The following is a 15,652-nucleotide window of genomic DNA, read 5'->3' on the forward strand; positions in this document are numbered from 1 at the left end:
AATGCCTTGCTTCATGGTGTCCTCTCGCGGCGACTGGGTCGTCTCGCTGAATGCGATCCGTGAACCAGTACCAAGGGTCAATTGTGCCAGTTGGCACAGGTGTAACGCGAATCCGGGTCGAGCAATTCCCTGGGCTACTCAGGCAGGAGGGCTTCGATGTCTTCCTTGATCTTGCCGGGGGCCGTCGTCGAGCTGTAGCGCTTGACGACATTGCCCTCGGCGTCGATCAGGAACTTGGTGAAGTTCCACTTGATCTTGCTCCCGCCGAGGCCGCTCTTCTCAGACTTGAGCCACTTGTAGAGCGGGTGGGCGCCTTTGCCGTTGACCTCGATCTCGGAGAACAGCGGGAACGTCACGCCATAGTTCTTCTCACAGAACGTCGCGGTCTCAGCGTCGTCGCCGGGGTTCTGGCCGCCGAACTGATCGCACGGAAAGCCGAGTACGACGAGGCCACGATCGACGTACTCCTCGTAGATTCGCTCGAGGCCCTTGAACTGCGGGGTCAACCCACAATTCGTCGCCGTGTTGACGACCAGGAGAACCTTGCCCTTGTAGTCGGACAGAAGCTGCTCGGTGCCATCAATGGCTGTGGCAGAGAAGTCATGCGCAGTTGTCATGGCACCAAGACTAGTGCGCCGTTCAACTACCGCTCACTCGGACAGCACGAAGCCCGGCACCCCTCAGGGCACCGGGCTTCGCGAATGACTCAGCTGCCGTTGTTGGTGTCCTGCGGCAGCGTCTTGTTGATCTGCATCAGGAACTCGACGTTGCTGTCGGTCTTCTTGAGCTTGTCGAGGATGAGCTCGAGGCCCTGCTGACCCTCGAGGCCCGAAAGAACCCGGCGCAGCTTCCATACGACTGCGAGCTCGTCCTTGCCCATGAGCAGTTCTTCCCGACGAGTGCTCGAGGCGTCCACGTCGATAGCCGGGAAGATGCGCTTGTCCGCGAAGTCGCGACGCAGGCGGAGCTCCCAGTTGCCGGTGCCCTTGAACTCTTCGAAGATGACCTCGTCCATACGCGAACCGGTCTCGACCAGCGCCGTGGCGAGGATCGTCAGCGAACCGCCGTCCTCGATGTTGCGGGCAGCGCCGAAGAACTTCTTGGGCGGGTAGAGCGCCGACGAGTCGACACCGCCCGACATGATGCGTCCGCTGGTCGGAGCAGCGAGGTTGTAGGCACGACCAAGACGCGTGATGCCGTCAAGCAGCAGCACGACGTCGTGACCCAGCTCGACGAGACGCTTGGCGCGCTCGATCGCGAGCTCGGCAACCATCGTGTGATCCGTCGCCGGACGATCGAACGTCGAGGCGATGACCTCACCCTTGACGGTCCGCTGGAAGTCGGTGACCTCCTCCGGACGTTCGTCGACGAGGACGATCATCAGGTGGACCTCGGGGTTGTTCTCGGTAATCGCGTTGGCCACCTGCTGCATGATCATCGTCTTGCCGGCCTTGGGCGGCGAGACGATCAGACCGCGCTGACCCTTGCCGATCGGGGCAACCAGGTCGACGACGCGACCGGTGATACCGCCGGCCTCACCCTCGAGGCGCAGGCGCTCCGACGGGTAGAGCGGGGTGAGCTTGGCGAACTCGACGCGCTTGTTGCTGTCGTCGAGCGTCATCCCGTTGACCGAGTCGATCTTGACCATCGGGTTGAACTTTTCCTTGCGCTCTCCCTCGCGGGGCTGGCGCACCTGGCCGATGACGGCGTCGCCGCGACGGAGTCCCCACTTGCGGACCATCGTCAGCGAGACGTAGACGTCGTTCTCGCTCGGCAGGTAGCCCGTCGTACGGACGAACGCGTAGTTGTCGAGGATGTCGAGGATGCCGGCAGCGGGTACGAGGATGTCGTCCTCGGTGAAGGTCGGCTCGGCCTCCATGCCGCCACGTCCGCCATTGCGGTTGCGTCCGCGACGGTTGCGACGACGGCCTCCACCGAACTCATCGTCCTCGTCCTCGGGGCCCTGGTTGCGGTTCTGATTCTGGTTCTGCTGGTTGCGGTTCTGCTGGTTGCCGCCGCCTTGGTTGTTCTGGTTGCGGTTCTGCTGGTTGCCGCCACCACCCTGGTTGTTGCCAGTGTTCTGGTTGCGATTGCGGTTGCGGTTGTTGTTCTGGTTGCCGCCGTCGTCGTTCGCGTCGTCCTTGGACTCATCGCTCTTGCTGGGGGCATCGCCCTCAGCAGCATCGCTCTTGACGTCGTTCTTCTCGGACTTGACCGGGGCGTCTGCCTTCTCGGACTTGGCCGGGGCGTCTGCCTTCTCGGACTTGGCCGGAGCATCTGCCTTGTCAACGTTGGCTGGGGCGTTCTCGCCGCGAGCTGTCTTGATGGCGTCGATGAGGGCGCCCTTGCGCATACCAGGCGCACCGTCGATTCCGAGTCCGCCGGCGATGTCCTGCAGCTCGGCGAGCACCTTGCCGCCCAGTCCTCCCCCGGACTTCTTGGGGGTCTCGGTAGCTGTGTCAACAGCGATGGGGTCAGGTGTCGTGGATGTTTCTGTCACGTAGGTTCCTTTGAATGAGGCCACTGGCCAAGTAACTGGAGATTCCAGATCACATAAAAGGCTTGCCCGTATCCGACGGGCTTCTTAAATGGCTTGCCGGGGAGTATGAACTCGACTCCGACCTTTCCACCATAACACCAAGGGCGTCCCTCCCCATTGACGGTCGAACAGCGAGCGTGGCATCCGCGCTCGGTCCGGCAAGGCCTGGGGGTCCCCCCACGAGCGCAGCGAGTAGGGGGCGGACTGAGGCGCACCGGGTAGTGCTGCGAAGGACGAGAACGCCACCGGTCGAGATGCGGGGCCGCGCACGCCGGGCGTGAATGGGGAGGGACACCCTTAGGTCGCCCAGCATTCCCGCATGGTTCATGTCACAACGACGTGTGCGCCCTCAAGATCAACGTCCAGCTCGTGGAGGGTCCAGCCGCCAGGGAGGCGGTCGCCAAGCCCTCGCGAAAAGGCCAGAACAGTAGGTCCGGCACCCGAGATCGTGGCGGCAATACCGTCCGCGCGCAGGCTCGACATCAGCTCGTACGACTCCGGCATCGCGCTCGCTCGGAACGACTGATGGAGCCGGTCCTCAGTCGCCGCGAGCAGCACACGTGGTGCATCAGTAAGAGCGCGTACGAGCAGGGCAGCGCGACCAGCGTTGGCCGCAGCATCGGCGTGGGGAACCGTCGCAGGCAGCAACCCGCGTGCCTTCTCGGTCGACACGGCTTCGGGCGGGACGAACGCTGTCACCTGGACACTCGAGTCGAGTCTTTCGACCTGCGCCGCTCCATCGTCGAGCCAGGCGATCGTCAGCCCACCGAACATCGCCGCAGCAACATTGTCGGGATGACCTTCAAGATCGGCCGCGAGCTGGAACGCCGCCACGCCGTCGAGTCCATCTCCGTCGAACAGAGCATTGGCGAGCGAGATGCCCGCGACGATCGCGGCAGCCGACGAACCCAGCCCGCGACCGTGCGGGATCGCATTGACGCAGGTGAGTCGAAGGCCGGGAGGGCGCTCTCCCAGCGCATCGAACGCGGCATGCATCGCTCGCACGATCAGATGCTTTTCGTCCTTCGGAACACCTTCGCTGCCCTCGCCGGCCACCTCGATCTCGAGGCCGAACGGCAGCACCTCAGCCGTGACGTCGTCGTACAACGAGAGGGCAAGCCCGAGTGCGTCGAAGCCTGGACCGAGGTTGGCACTGGAAGCCGGGGTACGTACGGTGACCGGACCGGCGACGAAGCTCACGCGAGACCCGCAGCGGCAGCCGCGGCGTCGACGTCGGCCTCGATGACGGCGTCAACGATCGAGCCGATGCCCGTGAGTGCGGTGTCGACATCCTTCAGGCCATGGCCGGTGACGGTGACGGCAATCGTCAGCCCGGACTCGACCTGACCGGCGGAGGCTGCAGCAACGAGTCCGGCGACGCCTGCAGCTGATGCAGGCTCGACGAACACGCCGTCGTGCGAGGCGAGGTCACGCTGCGCCTGAAGGATCTGCTCGTCACTGACTGAGTCGATACGTCCACCCGACTCGTCCCGCGCAGCCGTGGCGAGGTGCCACGAGGCTGGATTGCCGATGCGAATGGCGGTCGCCAGAGTCTCGGGGTGCTGGATCGGGGCGCCCTGCACGATTGGGTCGGCACCCTGCGCCTGAAAGCCCCACATCAGCGGAGTCTTGGTCGACATGCCGGCATCGGCGTACTCGCGATAGCCGATCCAGTAGGCAGAGATGTTGCCGGCGTTGCCGACGGGCAGCACGTGCATGTCAGGCGTCGCGCCGAGCGCGTCAATGATCTCGAATGCGGCAGTCTTCTGCCCCTGGAGACGTACGGGGTTGACCGAGTTGACCAGCGCGACGGGGTACTTGTCGGCAAGTCCTCGGGAGAGCTGCAGACACTCGTCGAAACCACCCTTGACCTGGATGATCTCTGCACCGTGCATGACCGCCTGCGCCATCTTGCCTGCGGCGATCTTGCCGTGCGGAACCAGGACAATCGGAGTGATGCCGGCTCGAGCGGCATAGGCAGCCATCGATGCCGAGGTGTTGCCGGTCGAGGCGCACACGACGGCCTTGGCGCCTTCGCCGACGGCAACCGAGAGAGCCAGCGTCATACCGCGATCCTTGAAAGACCCGGTGGGGTTGTCGCCCTCGACCTTGAGCCATACGTCGCCGTGCACCAGACCTGACAGCCAGGCCGAGTGCACCAGCGGTGTTCCGCCTTCGCGCAGGGTGATGACCGGGGTGTCGGCGGTGACCGGAAGCCACTCGCGGTATTCCTCGATGACGCCACGCCACAAGTGAGCCATTCAGAACCCTCCCTCGACGCGCATGACAGATGAAACGTCGCGCACCATGTCCATCTCACGCAGCGCAGCGACCGTCGCCGACAGCGCAGCGTCGTCGGCTTCGTGGGTCACGATCACGAGTTGTGCATCGAGACCGGAGCCCTCTTGACGCACCGTCCGGATCGACACGTCGAACTCGGCGAAGGCGTGAGCCACCGCAGCGAGCACGCCCGGACGGTCGTCGACATCGATCGCAACGTGGTAGCGCGTACGAGCTCGGCCGATGTCGAGCACTTCGAGCTGCGCATGGGTCGACTCACCCGGACCAAAGACGTCGTTGCGACGGTTGCGGGCGACTGAGACGACGTCGCCGAGCACGGCACTCGCCGTCGGCGCACCGCCGGCACCCGGACCGTAGAACATCAGCTGACCTGCCGACTCGCTCTCGACAAACACCGCGTTGTACGCACCACGGACGCTGGCCAGCGGGTGCGAGAGCGGGATCATTGCCGGGTGCACCCGTGCCGAGACTGCGGGGCCGTCCGGGGTGTCTCGCTTCTCGCAGATCGCCAGCAGCTTGACGACGCAACCCATTTCGCTCGCCGAGCGAATGTCGGCAGCGCTGACTTCGGTGATGCCTTCACGGTGGACGTCCCCAAGGGTCATCCGCGTGTGGAACGCGAGTCCCGACAGGATCGCTGCCTTGGCGGCCGCATCGAATCCCTCGATGTCAGCAGTCGGGTCCGCCTCGGCGTAGCCGAGTCGCTGCGCCTCATCGAGTGCCTCTGAGAATCCCGTGCCATTGGTGGTCATGGCATCGAGGATGAAGTTGGTGGTGCCGTTGACGATGCCGAGTACGCGCTCGACCGAGTCGCCGGCGAGCGACTCGCGCAGCGGACGCACGATCGGAATGGCACCCGCAACAGCGGCTTCGAAGTACAGGTCGCGCTCGGCCTTCTCAGCCGCCTCGAACAGCGTTGCGCCGTCCTCGGCAAGGAGCGCTTTGTTGGCCGTCACGACGGACGCGCCGTTCTCGAGCGCCGACAGGATCAGCTCACGAGCGGGCTCGATGCCACCGATCACCTCGATGACCACGTCGATGTCGCCTCTGCTCACCAGTCCAGCGGCGTCTGTGGTGAACAGGTCAGGCGAGACGTCGAGGTCGCGCTCGCGACCGAGCCGACGTACGGCAATGCCGGCCAGCTCGAGCGGGGCGCCGACGCGCTGCGCCAACTCTTCTGCGTCACGGGTCAGCAGGCGCGCGACTTCGCTGCCCACGACGCCGCAGCCCAGCAGGGCAACGCGAAGTGGGCGGCCGGCAGACCACGATGAGGCGCTCACTGGTCAAGGGTATCGGCGCATGAGTTTCGGCGCGGCACTCCCCGAATAGATGGACATGCAGCGTCGCGCGATCTGGATAACTCCACCGGTTCCCAGTCGTTGTCTCGAAAGGAAGTTCGACCCCAACACCGTGTTAAGAAGGTTCATGCGCCACTCTCGACGTCGAGGACAAAGAATCGCTGTTGTGGCGACGGTCCTCGGGACGATCCTCCTGCTCGTCGGCGCGTACATGATGTTTGTGGAGAACGACGACGACGAGCCCACCGCGGCGGGTCCCACCGCGCCGAACGTGAGCCTCCAGCCGATCCAACCGCCTCGCGATGAGGTGCCCGAGGGCTTCGAGGAGTTCTTCGACGGCGATGGTGGAATCACGGTCACCGGCGATCCACTCAAGTACGCGGGCACGGGCACCACCGTTCACAACGTGGTCATCACCCTGACCTCCGATGGTCCGATGAAGTATCGGTACCGGACCAAGCACGGTGACACCCCCGTGCGCGTGGCCAATCGCCAGACCTCGAAGACCTACAACCTGCGTGGTCCACGAGCCGTCGCGCAGGCATACGTGCAGGTCAGCGAGGGCTCAACGTATGCGACCTGCACCATCACGGTCGACGGAGTCAGGGCGAGCACCAGTACCGCCACGAAGCTCTACCAAGTCGTCGTCTGCACTGGTTGAGCACCAACTCAGGCGTGAGATTCCAAGCGAGTTGAGACGGCCACTGCGACTGCCGCCGTGAGCATGGCCAACACGAATACCAGTACGTAGCCGGTCATCGCATGAGTCGTGAGCATGATTGCGAAAACCACGCTGCCGATTGCCAGCACGAGCGACTGAACCGCCGCATCGCTGGTCTGCATGGCAGCGCTGTTGACGCCCTGCTGACCAGGCGCCGAGTGATCGAGCAGCAAGACCCCGAGCGTCGACGCTGCCATGCCCATCCCGAGCCCGGCGATGCTCCAGATCGCCGCGATCAAGACAACTGGCACAGTATCGACCAGGCTCAATGCCCCGGCAGTCGTGCCGACCAGCACGCATACCGCGCCGACCCTGACCCTCAGCACCTTGGACGAGAGTGCGGGTACGTTGGCAGCCATCCACGAGCCGGTGAACCACAACACGGCGGCACTGGTCAGAAGAAGACCCGCCTGGGAAACGCTCAGTCCACGATGCTCGACGAGTGAAAGCGGGACGTACGTCTCGGCCCCGAAGAAGGCCGCGCTCAGCAAGCTCCGCGCAGCGATGACACTCGGCAAGCCTCGACGCCCCCGCCACGTGCCGCTGGGAAGGAGCCGGGGACCGTACACAAACGTCAGTGCGAACCCGGCGACCAACAAGGCAGGCCACAGCGCGAACCCGCGCTGACCCGCGACGCTCACGCCGAGGATGCCGGTCGCGGTCAACGCGGCCCACCAGACACGTCGGTGATCGTTTTTGACGCTGTGATCGCCTTTGACGCGCCGGACGGCATCCCAGAACAACGCCACGGAGCCGACCGCGATCACAGGAACACTGAGGAACACCCAGCGCCAGCCAACCTGATCGGCGATGAATCCAGCGATCACCGGTCCGACCAGCCCCGGCAGGAGCCACGCACTCGTCATCACGGTCCAGACACGGGCACGCATCTCGTCGGGAAATACGCTGCCGATGACGACATAGAGTCCGACGCCCACGAAGCCGCTGCCCAGGCCCTGGACGCAACGACCCAGGAGGAACACCTCCATGTTCGGCGCTGATCCGGCAATCACAAGCCCCAGCACGAAAATGCCCACTCCCGTAAGCAGACCCGGGCCAGGACCTTGGCGATCGATCATCGGACCCCCGATCGCCATCGTGATGACAGCGATCGCAGTGGGCGCTGCGAAGGCGAGCGCGTACAGACTCAATCCATCAAGGTCCTTCGCGACGACCGGCATGACCGTGGCGACCGCCAGCGACTCGAACGCAATGAGGAACGCCAAGGCGAAGATCCCCGCGACAACTCGTCCGTACGGGCCAAGCCACAGGCGTTCACGCGGCTGAACCTCGATCGTCACAGCCGCGCGTCCGGTACGAGGACGACCTTGCCGTGGGTGCGTCGTTCGACCAGGTCGAGGTGCGCGGCAGCCGCGTCGGAGAGCGCGTACTGCGATCCGACCAGCGGCACCCGCGAACCGTCGGCCGCCTTCCCGAGCGCCTCTTCCTCCAGCGAGCGCAGCCCGCCAGGGCGCGCCATCAGCTGCGGGCCGAGCATCATGCTCACGGTCCGCCTAGGGTCGTCGTACGTGGTGGGCTCATCGGAGTGCCAGCCGTACTGCATCATCCGTCCGCCGGGCGCGAGCAGGCCGAACGCCTCGTCTGCTGCCCTGCCACCGACGCCGTCGAAGACCAGCGTCACCAGGTCGCCACCGAGCTTGCGGCGAACGATCTCGTCCCAGCCGTCGATGCGGTAGTCGACGGCCATCGCGGCTCCCTGCCCACGGGCGATCGAAACCTTGTCGGCATTGCCGGCCAGGGCGATCGAGGTCGCACCAGCCTCGTTGACGGCCTGAATCAACAGGACCCCGAGGCCACCGGCCGCCGACGTGATCAGCACGATGTCGTCTGCGTGGATCGGCGCCTGGTCGAGGATGCCCGCTGCCGTCCTTCCAGTTCCGATAGCGGCAACTGCGATGGCGTACGACAGCCCGCTCGGGATCTCGTGAAGACTGTTGACCTCGGCGATCGCCTGCTCGGCGTATCCGCCGCTGGCCATCCCAAGGTGTGCCACGACGCGCTCACCCAGCCAGGACTCATCGACGCCCTTGCCCACGGCTTCGATGACTCCAGCGACCTCGCGCCCGGGTGTCATCGGCAGCTCGAGCGGCTTGTGCAATGCACTGGTGAAGCCAGCGCGCAATGAGGTGTCGATGAAGTGGACACCACACGCCAGCACGGCGATGAGCACCTGACCTTCACCGGGCTCGAGGTCCTTGACCTCCTCGTAGCGGAGCACCTCGGGTCCGCCGAGCTCGTACTGCCTGATCGCGTGCATGCTTCTCCTCGTTGGTTGTGGAACAAACTCCACAACCTCAACTTCGGTTGAGGTCAAGCCCGCCACGCGAGCGGTGGGTCGAGGGTGGCAGGCTGGATTCGTGACGAGCCCTGAATCCCGCGCCGAGGATCACCGCGCCTCGTTCGTTGCGGGTGCCAGAGCTGGCATTCCGTACGCCGCCGTAGGACTCCTGCTGTCTGCGTCGTTCGGTGTCATCGCTCGAGATGCTGGCTTCTCGGTCGCGGCCGCCATCATCATGTCCGCCATCGTCTTTGCAGGTTCGGCCCAATTCACTGCCGTCGCGATCCTGGTCGGCGGGGGGACAGCCGGAGCGGCGGTTGCCGCCGCGGCGCTCATGAACTCACGATTCCTCCCCATGGGCATTGCCCTCGGTCCGTCGTTGCCCGGTCCCCCGGCCCTCCGAGCCGCCCAGGGGCAGACGGTCGTCGACGCCTCGTGGGCGATGGCCAGTCGCGGGGACGGCACCTTCGACCGTTGGTTCCTGTTCGGCTCGACCGCTCCGCAGTACGTCTGCTGGGTCACCGGGACCACGCTCGGGGCTTTTGGCGGCGACCTGCTCGGCGACACCTCACGGTTCGGTCTCGACGCGATCTACCCAATGTTCTTCCTCGCTCTGTTGATCTCCGAGATCAAGAACCGTCGCGCGGCGAGCATTGCCCTCGCTGGGTCCGTCGTCGCCCTCGCGTTGGTCGAGGTCACGCCGGCTGGTGTGCCCGTGCTGGCCGCGAGCCTGGTCGCACTGTGGGGTCTTCGCCAGAACAGGAAGACCGCATGACGAGCACGATCTGGTGGACCATCGCGGGCGCGACCGTGGTCACGGCCCTCATCAAGGGGTTCGGCCCAGTCGTGATGGGTGGTCGCGAGCTGTCGCCTCGCATCAACGGCGTCATCATGCTCATGGCTCCAGCTCTCCTCGCCGCACTGGTCGTCACGAGCATCCTCGCCGAGGGCGACCGGCTGCATGTCGGAGCCGACTTCGTGGGAGTCGTCGTCGGCGGGGCTCTGATGATCTGGGCCCGCGCGGGCGTACTCACAGCAGTTCTCGTCGCAGCAGGCGTGACCGCAGCGATTCGCTTCTTCGGTTGAGCAGACCTCAAGTACCCTTCAGGTCATGAGCAACGCTTCCCTGCGCCATCGCGAGCTGACACCCGGCGAGACAGCCGAACGAGCCGGCGTCGCCGTCTCAGCCCTCCACTTCTACGAGCGCGAAGGCCTGATCACCAGTCGCCGAACGGCTGGCAACCAACGCCGCTATCACCGTGACGTGCTCCGGCGCATTGCGTTCATACGCGTCTCGCAGAGCCTCGGCATCTCCCTCGCCCAGATCGACCGTGCGCTGTCGTCGCTCCCCAGCGCACGGACACCCACCAAAGCCGACTGGGCTCGCCTCTCAGCACGCTGGCGCCCTGAGCTCGACGCCCGGATCGACCAGCTCGAGCGATTGAGGGACACATTGGACGGATGCATCGGCTGCGGGTGCCTTTCGCTCAAGAGCTGCGCGCTCTACAACTCTGATGACGGACTGGGCGGCAACGGTTCAGGCGCCCAGAGACTTGTGCGCCGCGTCGGCTGAACCTCTCGACGTACGACCACTCAGCCCTCTACCTTCTGGGACAGGGGTTCGAGGAGGAGCGATGACCGGCAGAGATGCGCTCGGGCCCGTCGATGTCGACGACGAGACGCTGGCCGAGATGCTGGCCGCTGACAGCATCTCTGAATCACAGGTCGAGGATGTCGACTACGGACTGACGACCCTGACCACTGGCGAACGTTGGTGGGTCAGCGGAACAGCTCGACAGGACGGCGCAGACATACCGTTCCGACTGTTCGTCAAGGTGGTGCAGTCCGCGCTCCGATCGCCCGCGATGGCTGACATCCCCCCTCAGTTCCACGAGATGATCGCGGCCGCACTCCCCTGGCACATTGAGCCGAATGCCTACCGTAGCGACCTGTCGATCCGAGTGCCGAGCGGAATGCGCATCCCCCGGGCCTATCGAGTTGCGGAGGTTGACGACGAATCTTGCGCCCTGTGGCTCGACGCCGTCGAGCACGACGAAAGCCCGTGGGACCTCGATCGATATCGCGGCGCGGCAGCCATGCTCGGCCGCTTTGCCGGCTCAGCCGAGGTGGCCGCAATGGAACCGGAGCTCACACACCCTGCCGGGCCGCAGCAGGCCCGCATCTACTTCGAGAAGCGGCTGAGCGACCAGTTCATCAGCACCTACGAAGAGGGCGGGGTCTGGCACCACCCGGCTGTCGCGGCCCATTTCGATGAAGCTCTGCGAGGACGCCTCATGTCGCTGATCGCGGCCGCCCCTGAACTCATCGATGAGATCGAGAAGCTACCGCTGCTCAACGCGCACGGAGACGCGGCACCGCAGAACCTCTTGGTCATTCCGGACGGATTCTGTGTCATCGACTGGGGATTCTGGTGCCGATCAGCGCTCGGCTTCGACCTGAGCCAGCTGGTCTACAGCGAGATCGACCTTGATCGCTCCGATGCCTCGACGTTCCGCGACATCCAGGACGTCTCGCTCGTCGGCTATCGAGAGGGGCTCGCTGAGTCAGGTGTTGAGATCGGCGAAGCCGAGCTCGAGCGTGCCCACACGATCCAGCTGGCCATCGCCCACGGCATCTCATCGGTGCCGCTTGAGCGACTCGGTGACGAACCAACGGCAGTCGAGGCCAGCGTACGAGCGCGATCGACCGTCCTGAAGTACGTGCTGGACGACCTCGGGTTGTGATTCAGCCGAGGTCGAGGGCGAGCAGGTCGTCCTCGGTCTCGCGGCGCACGATCACGCGGGCTTCACCGTCACGTACGGCGACGACGGCAGCCCGGGGCACGTGGTTGTAGTTGCTGGCCAACGATCGGCAGTACGCACCGGTGCCGGGAACGGCGAGCAGATCACCAGCCTTGACGTCACCGGGAAGGAACTCGTCCTTGACGACAATGTCGCCCGACTCGCAGTGCTTGCCGACGACGCGGCTCAGAACTGCCGGCGCATCCGACCCACGTGAGGCGAGGGTGCAGGAGTAGTCGGCGCTGTAGAGCGCAGGACGGATGTTGTCGCTCATGCCACCGTCGACCGACACGTAGCGACGCGACGCCCCGCCGTCGAGAGCAACTGTCTTGGTCGTGCCGACCTCGTACAGCGTGAACGTCGAGGGTCCGGCGATGGCCCGACCTGGCTCGATCGAGAGCTGAGGCACCTCAATGCCCATTGCAGCGCACTCGTCGTCGACGATCTTGAGCATGCCGCGGGCGAGGTCCTCGGGAGTCGAAGGATCGTCCTGCGTCGTGTAGGCGATGCCGAAGCCGCCGCCCAGGTCGAACTCCGGCAGTGCGACACCGAGCTCCTTCTGAATCTGGGCGTGCAGGCGGAGTACGCGACGGGCCGCAACCTCGAAACCGTCCGTCACGAAGATCTGCGAGCCGATGTGGGAGTGCAGTCCGAGCAGCTTGAGGCCGGGATCGGCGAGCACCCGACGTACGGCGTCGAGTGCGTCACCACCGGAGATGGAGAAGCCAAACTTCTGGTCCTCGTGCGATGTCGAGATGTATTCGTGCGTATGTGCCTCGACTCCGGCCGTCACACGGATCATGACGGGAGCCGTCACACCCAGCTCAGCCGCCAGCGCACCAATTCGCTCAATCTCTTCGACCGAGTCGATGATGATGCGGCCGACACCGATCTCGAGCGCACGTCGCAGCTCAGTGACCGACTTGTTGTTGCCGTGCAGACCAATGCGCTCCGGCGGGAATTCGGCCCTGATCGCTACAGCAAGCTCGCCGCCCGTGCACACGTCGAGGTTGAGACCCTCCTCAGCGATCCACCGAGCAGCAGCGACACACAGGAATGCCTTGCCGGCATAGAACACGTCAGCGTCGGGGAAGGCTTCCTTGAAGCTGCGCGCGCGACGTCGGAAGTCGTCCTCGTCGACGATGTAGGTCGGCGTACCGAACTCCGCAGCAAGGTCCGTCGCGGACTCGCCGGCAACGGTCAGGACACCGTTGACCTTGGAGACGTTGGACGCCCACAGGTGCGGGACGAGCTCGTTGGGGTCTTCGGGAGTACGGAGCCAGGCCGGTCCGCGATCGCCGGATTGACCGTGCAGGGCACCCGCTTCGTGTGACCGCATGGCTACATCCTCTCCGGGGCGGAGACACCCAGCAGGCCGAGACCATTGGCAATGACCTGCCGTGTTGCGGCGACCAGCATGAGCCGTGCGCGGTGGAGATCGGTTGGCTCCTCGTCACCCTTGGGCAGTACGTGGGCGACATCGTAGAACTTGTGGAACGCCGCGGCCGTGTCCTCGAGGTAGCGGGCGACGCGATGCGGTTCACGCAGCTCAGCCGCTCGGGCGACGACCTTCGGGTAGTCGGCGAGCGAGCGCAGCAGCGCGCCCTCCTGCTCAACAGCGAGCAACGAAGGATTGAAGCTCGATTCATCGATGACAACGCCGAGGTCGACGGCATTGCGAATGATCGACGAGAGCCGTGCGTGGGCATATTGGACGTAGTAGACCGGGTTGTCGCTGTCCTGTTTGGCCCACAGGTCAAGGTCCAGGTCGATCGTCGAGTCCATCGAGTAGCGAGCCAGCGCGTAGCGGGCCGCGTCGACGCCGATCGACTCGACGAGGTCTTCCATCGTGATGACCGTCCCGGCGCGCTTGCTCATCCGCAACGGCTCGCCGTCACGTACGAGATTGACCAGCTGGCCGATCAAGAGCTCGAGGTTCACCTTCGGGGTGTCTCCGAAAGCAGCGCACATCGCGAGCATCCGCGACACGTAACCGTGGTGGTCGGCACCGAGCATGATGATGCAGCGGTCGAAGCCACGCTCACGCTTGTCGAGGTAGTAGGCGAGATCGCCGGAGATGTAGGCGGGCTGTCCGTCGGACTTGATGACGACGCGGTCCTTGTCGTCGCCGAAGTCGGACGTACGCAACCAGGTCGCGTTGTCCTGCTCGTACATCATCCCGAGCTCCTGCAGCCGCTTGATCGCTCGGTCGACCGCGCCGGACTCGTGCAGGTCGTTCTCGTGGAAGTAGACGTCGAAGTCGACGCCAAACTCGTGCAGGCTCTTCTTGATCTCGGTGAACATCAGGTCGACGCCCTCGGCGCGGAACGTCTCGAGCGCATCGGCGTCAGGCAGTGAAGCCGCGCCGGGGTGCTTCGCGATGACAGTTGCGGCGATGTCGGAGATGTACTGCCCGCCATAGCCGTCCTCGGGAGCTTCTTCTCCACGTGCATCGGCGAGCAACGAGCGGGCGAACCGGTCGATCTGCACGCCGTGGTCGTTGAAGTAGTACTCCCGCGTCACGTCGGCGCCGATCGCGGCCAGGATGCGACCCAGCGAGTCGCCGACAGCGGCCCACCGGACGCCACCGATGTGGATCGGACCTGTGGGGTTGGCGCTGACGAACTCAAGATTGACACGCTGACCTGCATAAAGGTCGCTCGTGCCGTATGACTCGCCAGCCGCGACGATCTGCGGCGCCAGCGCACCCTGAGCGCCTGCGGCGACTCGAATGTTGAGGAAGCCAGGACCGGCGATCTCAGCGCTGGCGATGCCGTCGGCGTTGGTCAGCTCGTCGGCGAGCAGCTGCGCGAAGTCGCGCGGATTCATACCGGCGTTCTTGGCCAGTCGCAGCGCGATGTTGGTCGCGTAGTCGCCGTGCTCACGGACCTTGGGACGCTCGACGAGCACCTCGCTCGGGACGCCATCGGGCAGCACGATCGTGCCCGCCTCGCTGAGCGAGGAAAGGGCACCGACGATCACGGCGGAAAGCTGCTCGGGGGTCACCGGTCAAGACTATCGGCCACAGGCGCTGCCCCTGAAACGCGGACGACCCGCAGGGCTGCACTCGCCTCCGTGGAGTAGGAGCGCGGGCCGAGTGGACTACTCGGGTTCCCTGCGGGTCGGGTGGCTGCGGGTTTTGCGCCGCCGCCGGTAAGCCTTGCGGCTAGCGGACAGCCACCTCACATGTCCAAGAGCTATTCATTCCTGGGACCACCTCCTCTCCGTGTACGAAAACCGTACGTCCGAGAAGGGCCGCATTCAAGGATGTTTGAGGCGCTCGATGACTTCGCTGACCGTGTTGACCATGAAGTCGGGATCGAACGGCTTCGTGATGTACGCATCGACGCCGGCGTCCATGCCACGTTGGATGGCCGCCGGGTGGCCCTGCGTTGACACCATGATGATCGCGATTGACTCACTTCTCGGATCGGCTCGGATCGCCGCGACGGTCGCCACTCCGTCCATTCGAGGCATCATCACGTCGACGGTGATGGCATCCGGCATCACGTCCGTACGACTCAGGATCTCGAGGCAGTCGACGCCATCGACCGCCTCGTCGACGTCGAATCCGGCGAGCTCCAAGTTGGTCCGGATGAGGAAGCGAATCGAGGCGGTGTCGTCGACGACGAGCACTCTGGGCACGGGATTCACGGTAGCCCCCGTGCGATAGGCTCACACGGCAGTTGGCCC

The 15,652-nt window shown here is 64.9% G+C and carries 15 protein-coding genes; 5 read left to right on the plus strand and 10 right to left on the minus strand.

Translation table 11 applies throughout. From position 1 onward, the window contains the following. Positions 1-134: 134 nt before the first annotated feature. From V6M39_RS06210 to V6M39_RS06230, 5 genes are all read right to left on the minus strand, one after another. The gene (locus V6M39_RS06210) at positions 135-617 is read right to left on the minus strand and encodes a glutathione peroxidase (RefSeq protein ID WP_332642884.1); all 483 of its coding nucleotides are present in this window, start codon (positions 615-617) and stop codon (positions 135-137) included. Positions 618-706: 89 nt separating this feature from the next. Further along, entirely contained in the window at positions 707-2,500 is a 1,794-nt protein-coding gene (rho, locus tag V6M39_RS06215; RefSeq protein WP_332642885.1) for a transcription termination factor Rho, read from the minus strand. 363 nt (positions 2,501-2,863) lie between these two features. Further along, positions 2,864-3,739 (minus strand): homoserine kinase, encoded by an 876-nt coding sequence (gene thrB, locus V6M39_RS06220; protein ID WP_332642886.1) that lies wholly within the window; start codon positions 3,737-3,739, stop codon positions 2,864-2,866. Beyond that, entirely contained in the window at positions 3,736-4,800 is a 1,065-nt protein-coding gene (thrC, locus tag V6M39_RS06225) for a threonine synthase (protein WP_332642887.1), read from the minus strand. The genes thrB and thrC overlap by 4 nt, the downstream gene beginning before the upstream one ends. Then, positions 4,801-6,120, minus strand: coding sequence for a homoserine dehydrogenase (locus V6M39_RS06230; protein ID WP_332642888.1), 1,320 nt, complete (start codon positions 6,118-6,120; stop codon positions 4,801-4,803). It lies immediately after the preceding gene. A gap of 184 nt (positions 6,121-6,304) precedes the next feature. Between V6M39_RS06230 and V6M39_RS06235 the strand changes: the two genes are divergently transcribed. Beyond that, positions 6,305-6,799, plus strand: coding sequence for a hypothetical protein (locus V6M39_RS06235; protein WP_332642889.1), 495 nt, complete (start codon positions 6,305-6,307; stop codon positions 6,797-6,799). A gap of 8 nt (positions 6,800-6,807) precedes the next feature. On the opposite strand, the gene V6M39_RS06240 is transcribed toward V6M39_RS06235, so the two are convergent. Together V6M39_RS06240 and V6M39_RS06245 are read right to left on the minus strand one after the other, a co-directional pair. Then, positions 6,808-8,160 carry an MFS transporter gene (locus V6M39_RS06240; RefSeq protein ID WP_332642890.1) on the minus strand — a complete coding sequence of 451 codons (1,353 nt, stop codon included), beginning with the start codon at positions 8,158-8,160 and terminating at the stop codon, positions 6,808-6,810. Further along, positions 8,157-9,137, minus strand: coding sequence for a zinc-binding dehydrogenase (locus V6M39_RS06245; RefSeq protein WP_332642891.1), 981 nt, complete (start codon positions 9,135-9,137; stop codon positions 8,157-8,159). The genes V6M39_RS06240 and V6M39_RS06245 overlap by 4 nt, the downstream gene beginning before the upstream one ends. A 100-nt stretch (positions 9,138-9,237) precedes the next feature. Here V6M39_RS06245 and V6M39_RS06250 point away from each other — a divergent pair, with 100 nt between their 5' ends. The 4 genes from V6M39_RS06250 to V6M39_RS06265 all read left to right on the plus strand — a co-directional run bounded on the left by V6M39_RS06250 (position 9,238) and on the right by V6M39_RS06265 (position 11,902). Beyond that, positions 9,238-9,933, plus strand: coding sequence for an AzlC family ABC transporter permease (locus V6M39_RS06250; protein WP_332642892.1), 696 nt, complete (start codon positions 9,238-9,240; stop codon positions 9,931-9,933). After that, positions 9,930-10,244: an AzlD domain-containing protein gene (locus tag V6M39_RS06255; protein WP_332642893.1), complete on the plus strand. Its 315-nt coding sequence runs from the start codon at positions 9,930-9,932 to the stop codon at positions 10,242-10,244. The genes V6M39_RS06250 and V6M39_RS06255 overlap by 4 nt, the downstream gene beginning before the upstream one ends. Before the next feature lie 25 nt (positions 10,245-10,269). Then, entirely contained in the window at positions 10,270-10,731 is a 462-nt protein-coding gene (gene soxR, locus V6M39_RS06260; RefSeq protein WP_332642894.1) for a redox-sensitive transcriptional activator SoxR, read from the plus strand. Between the two features lie 61 nt (positions 10,732-10,792). Then, a complete protein-coding gene (locus V6M39_RS06265; RefSeq protein ID WP_332642895.1) occupies positions 10,793-11,902 on the plus strand; it encodes a phosphotransferase in 1,110 nt (369 codons plus the stop codon). 1 nt (position 11,903) lies between these two features. Here V6M39_RS06265 and lysA read toward each other — a convergent pair whose 3' ends face one another. From lysA to V6M39_RS06280, 3 genes are all read right to left on the minus strand, one after another. Then, the gene (gene lysA, locus V6M39_RS06270; RefSeq protein WP_332642896.1) at positions 11,904-13,298 is read right to left on the minus strand and encodes a diaminopimelate decarboxylase; all 1,395 of its coding nucleotides are present in this window, start codon (positions 13,296-13,298) and stop codon (positions 11,904-11,906) included. 2 nt (positions 13,299-13,300) lie between these two features. Continuing rightward, positions 13,301-14,965 (minus strand): arginine--tRNA ligase, encoded by a 1,665-nt coding sequence (gene argS, locus V6M39_RS06275; protein ID WP_332642897.1) that lies wholly within the window; start codon positions 14,963-14,965, stop codon positions 13,301-13,303. A gap of 255 nt (positions 14,966-15,220) precedes the next feature. After that, positions 15,221-15,604 carry a response regulator transcription factor gene (locus V6M39_RS06280; protein ID WP_332642899.1) on the minus strand — a complete coding sequence of 128 codons (384 nt, stop codon included), beginning with the start codon at positions 15,602-15,604 and terminating at the stop codon, positions 15,221-15,223. Between the last annotated feature and the right edge of the window lie 48 nt (positions 15,605-15,652).

The sequence above is a fragment of the Aeromicrobium sp. genome (genome assembly GCF_036675695.1).
Classification (GTDB): Bacteria; Actinomycetota; Actinomycetes; order Propionibacteriales; family Nocardioidaceae; genus Aeromicrobium.

What these genes read in the sequence shown, in the direction of transcription:
- V6M39_RS06210 (WP_332642884.1), bottom strand. Translation starts at nt 617, where the DNA reads ATGACAACTGCGCATGACTTCTCTGCCACAGCCATTGATGGCACCGAG.
- V6M39_RS06265 (WP_332642895.1), top strand. Translation starts at nt 10,793, where the DNA reads ATGACCGGCAGAGATGCGCTCGGGCCCGTCGATGTCGACGACGAGACG.
- lysA (WP_332642896.1), bottom strand. Translation starts at nt 13,298, where the DNA reads ATGCGGTCACACGAAGCGGGTGCCCTGCACGGTCAATCCGGCGATCGC.
- soxR (WP_332642894.1), top strand. Translation starts at nt 10,270, where the DNA reads ATGAGCAACGCTTCCCTGCGCCATCGCGAGCTGACACCCGGCGAGACA.
- V6M39_RS06245 (WP_332642891.1), bottom strand. Translation starts at nt 9,137, where the DNA reads ATGCACGCGATCAGGCAGTACGAGCTCGGCGGACCCGAGGTGCTCCGC.
- V6M39_RS06255 (WP_332642893.1), top strand. Translation starts at nt 9,930, where the DNA reads ATGACGAGCACGATCTGGTGGACCATCGCGGGCGCGACCGTGGTCACG.
- thrC (WP_332642887.1), bottom strand. Translation starts at nt 4,800, where the DNA reads ATGGCTCACTTGTGGCGTGGCGTCATCGAGGAATACCGCGAGTGGCTT.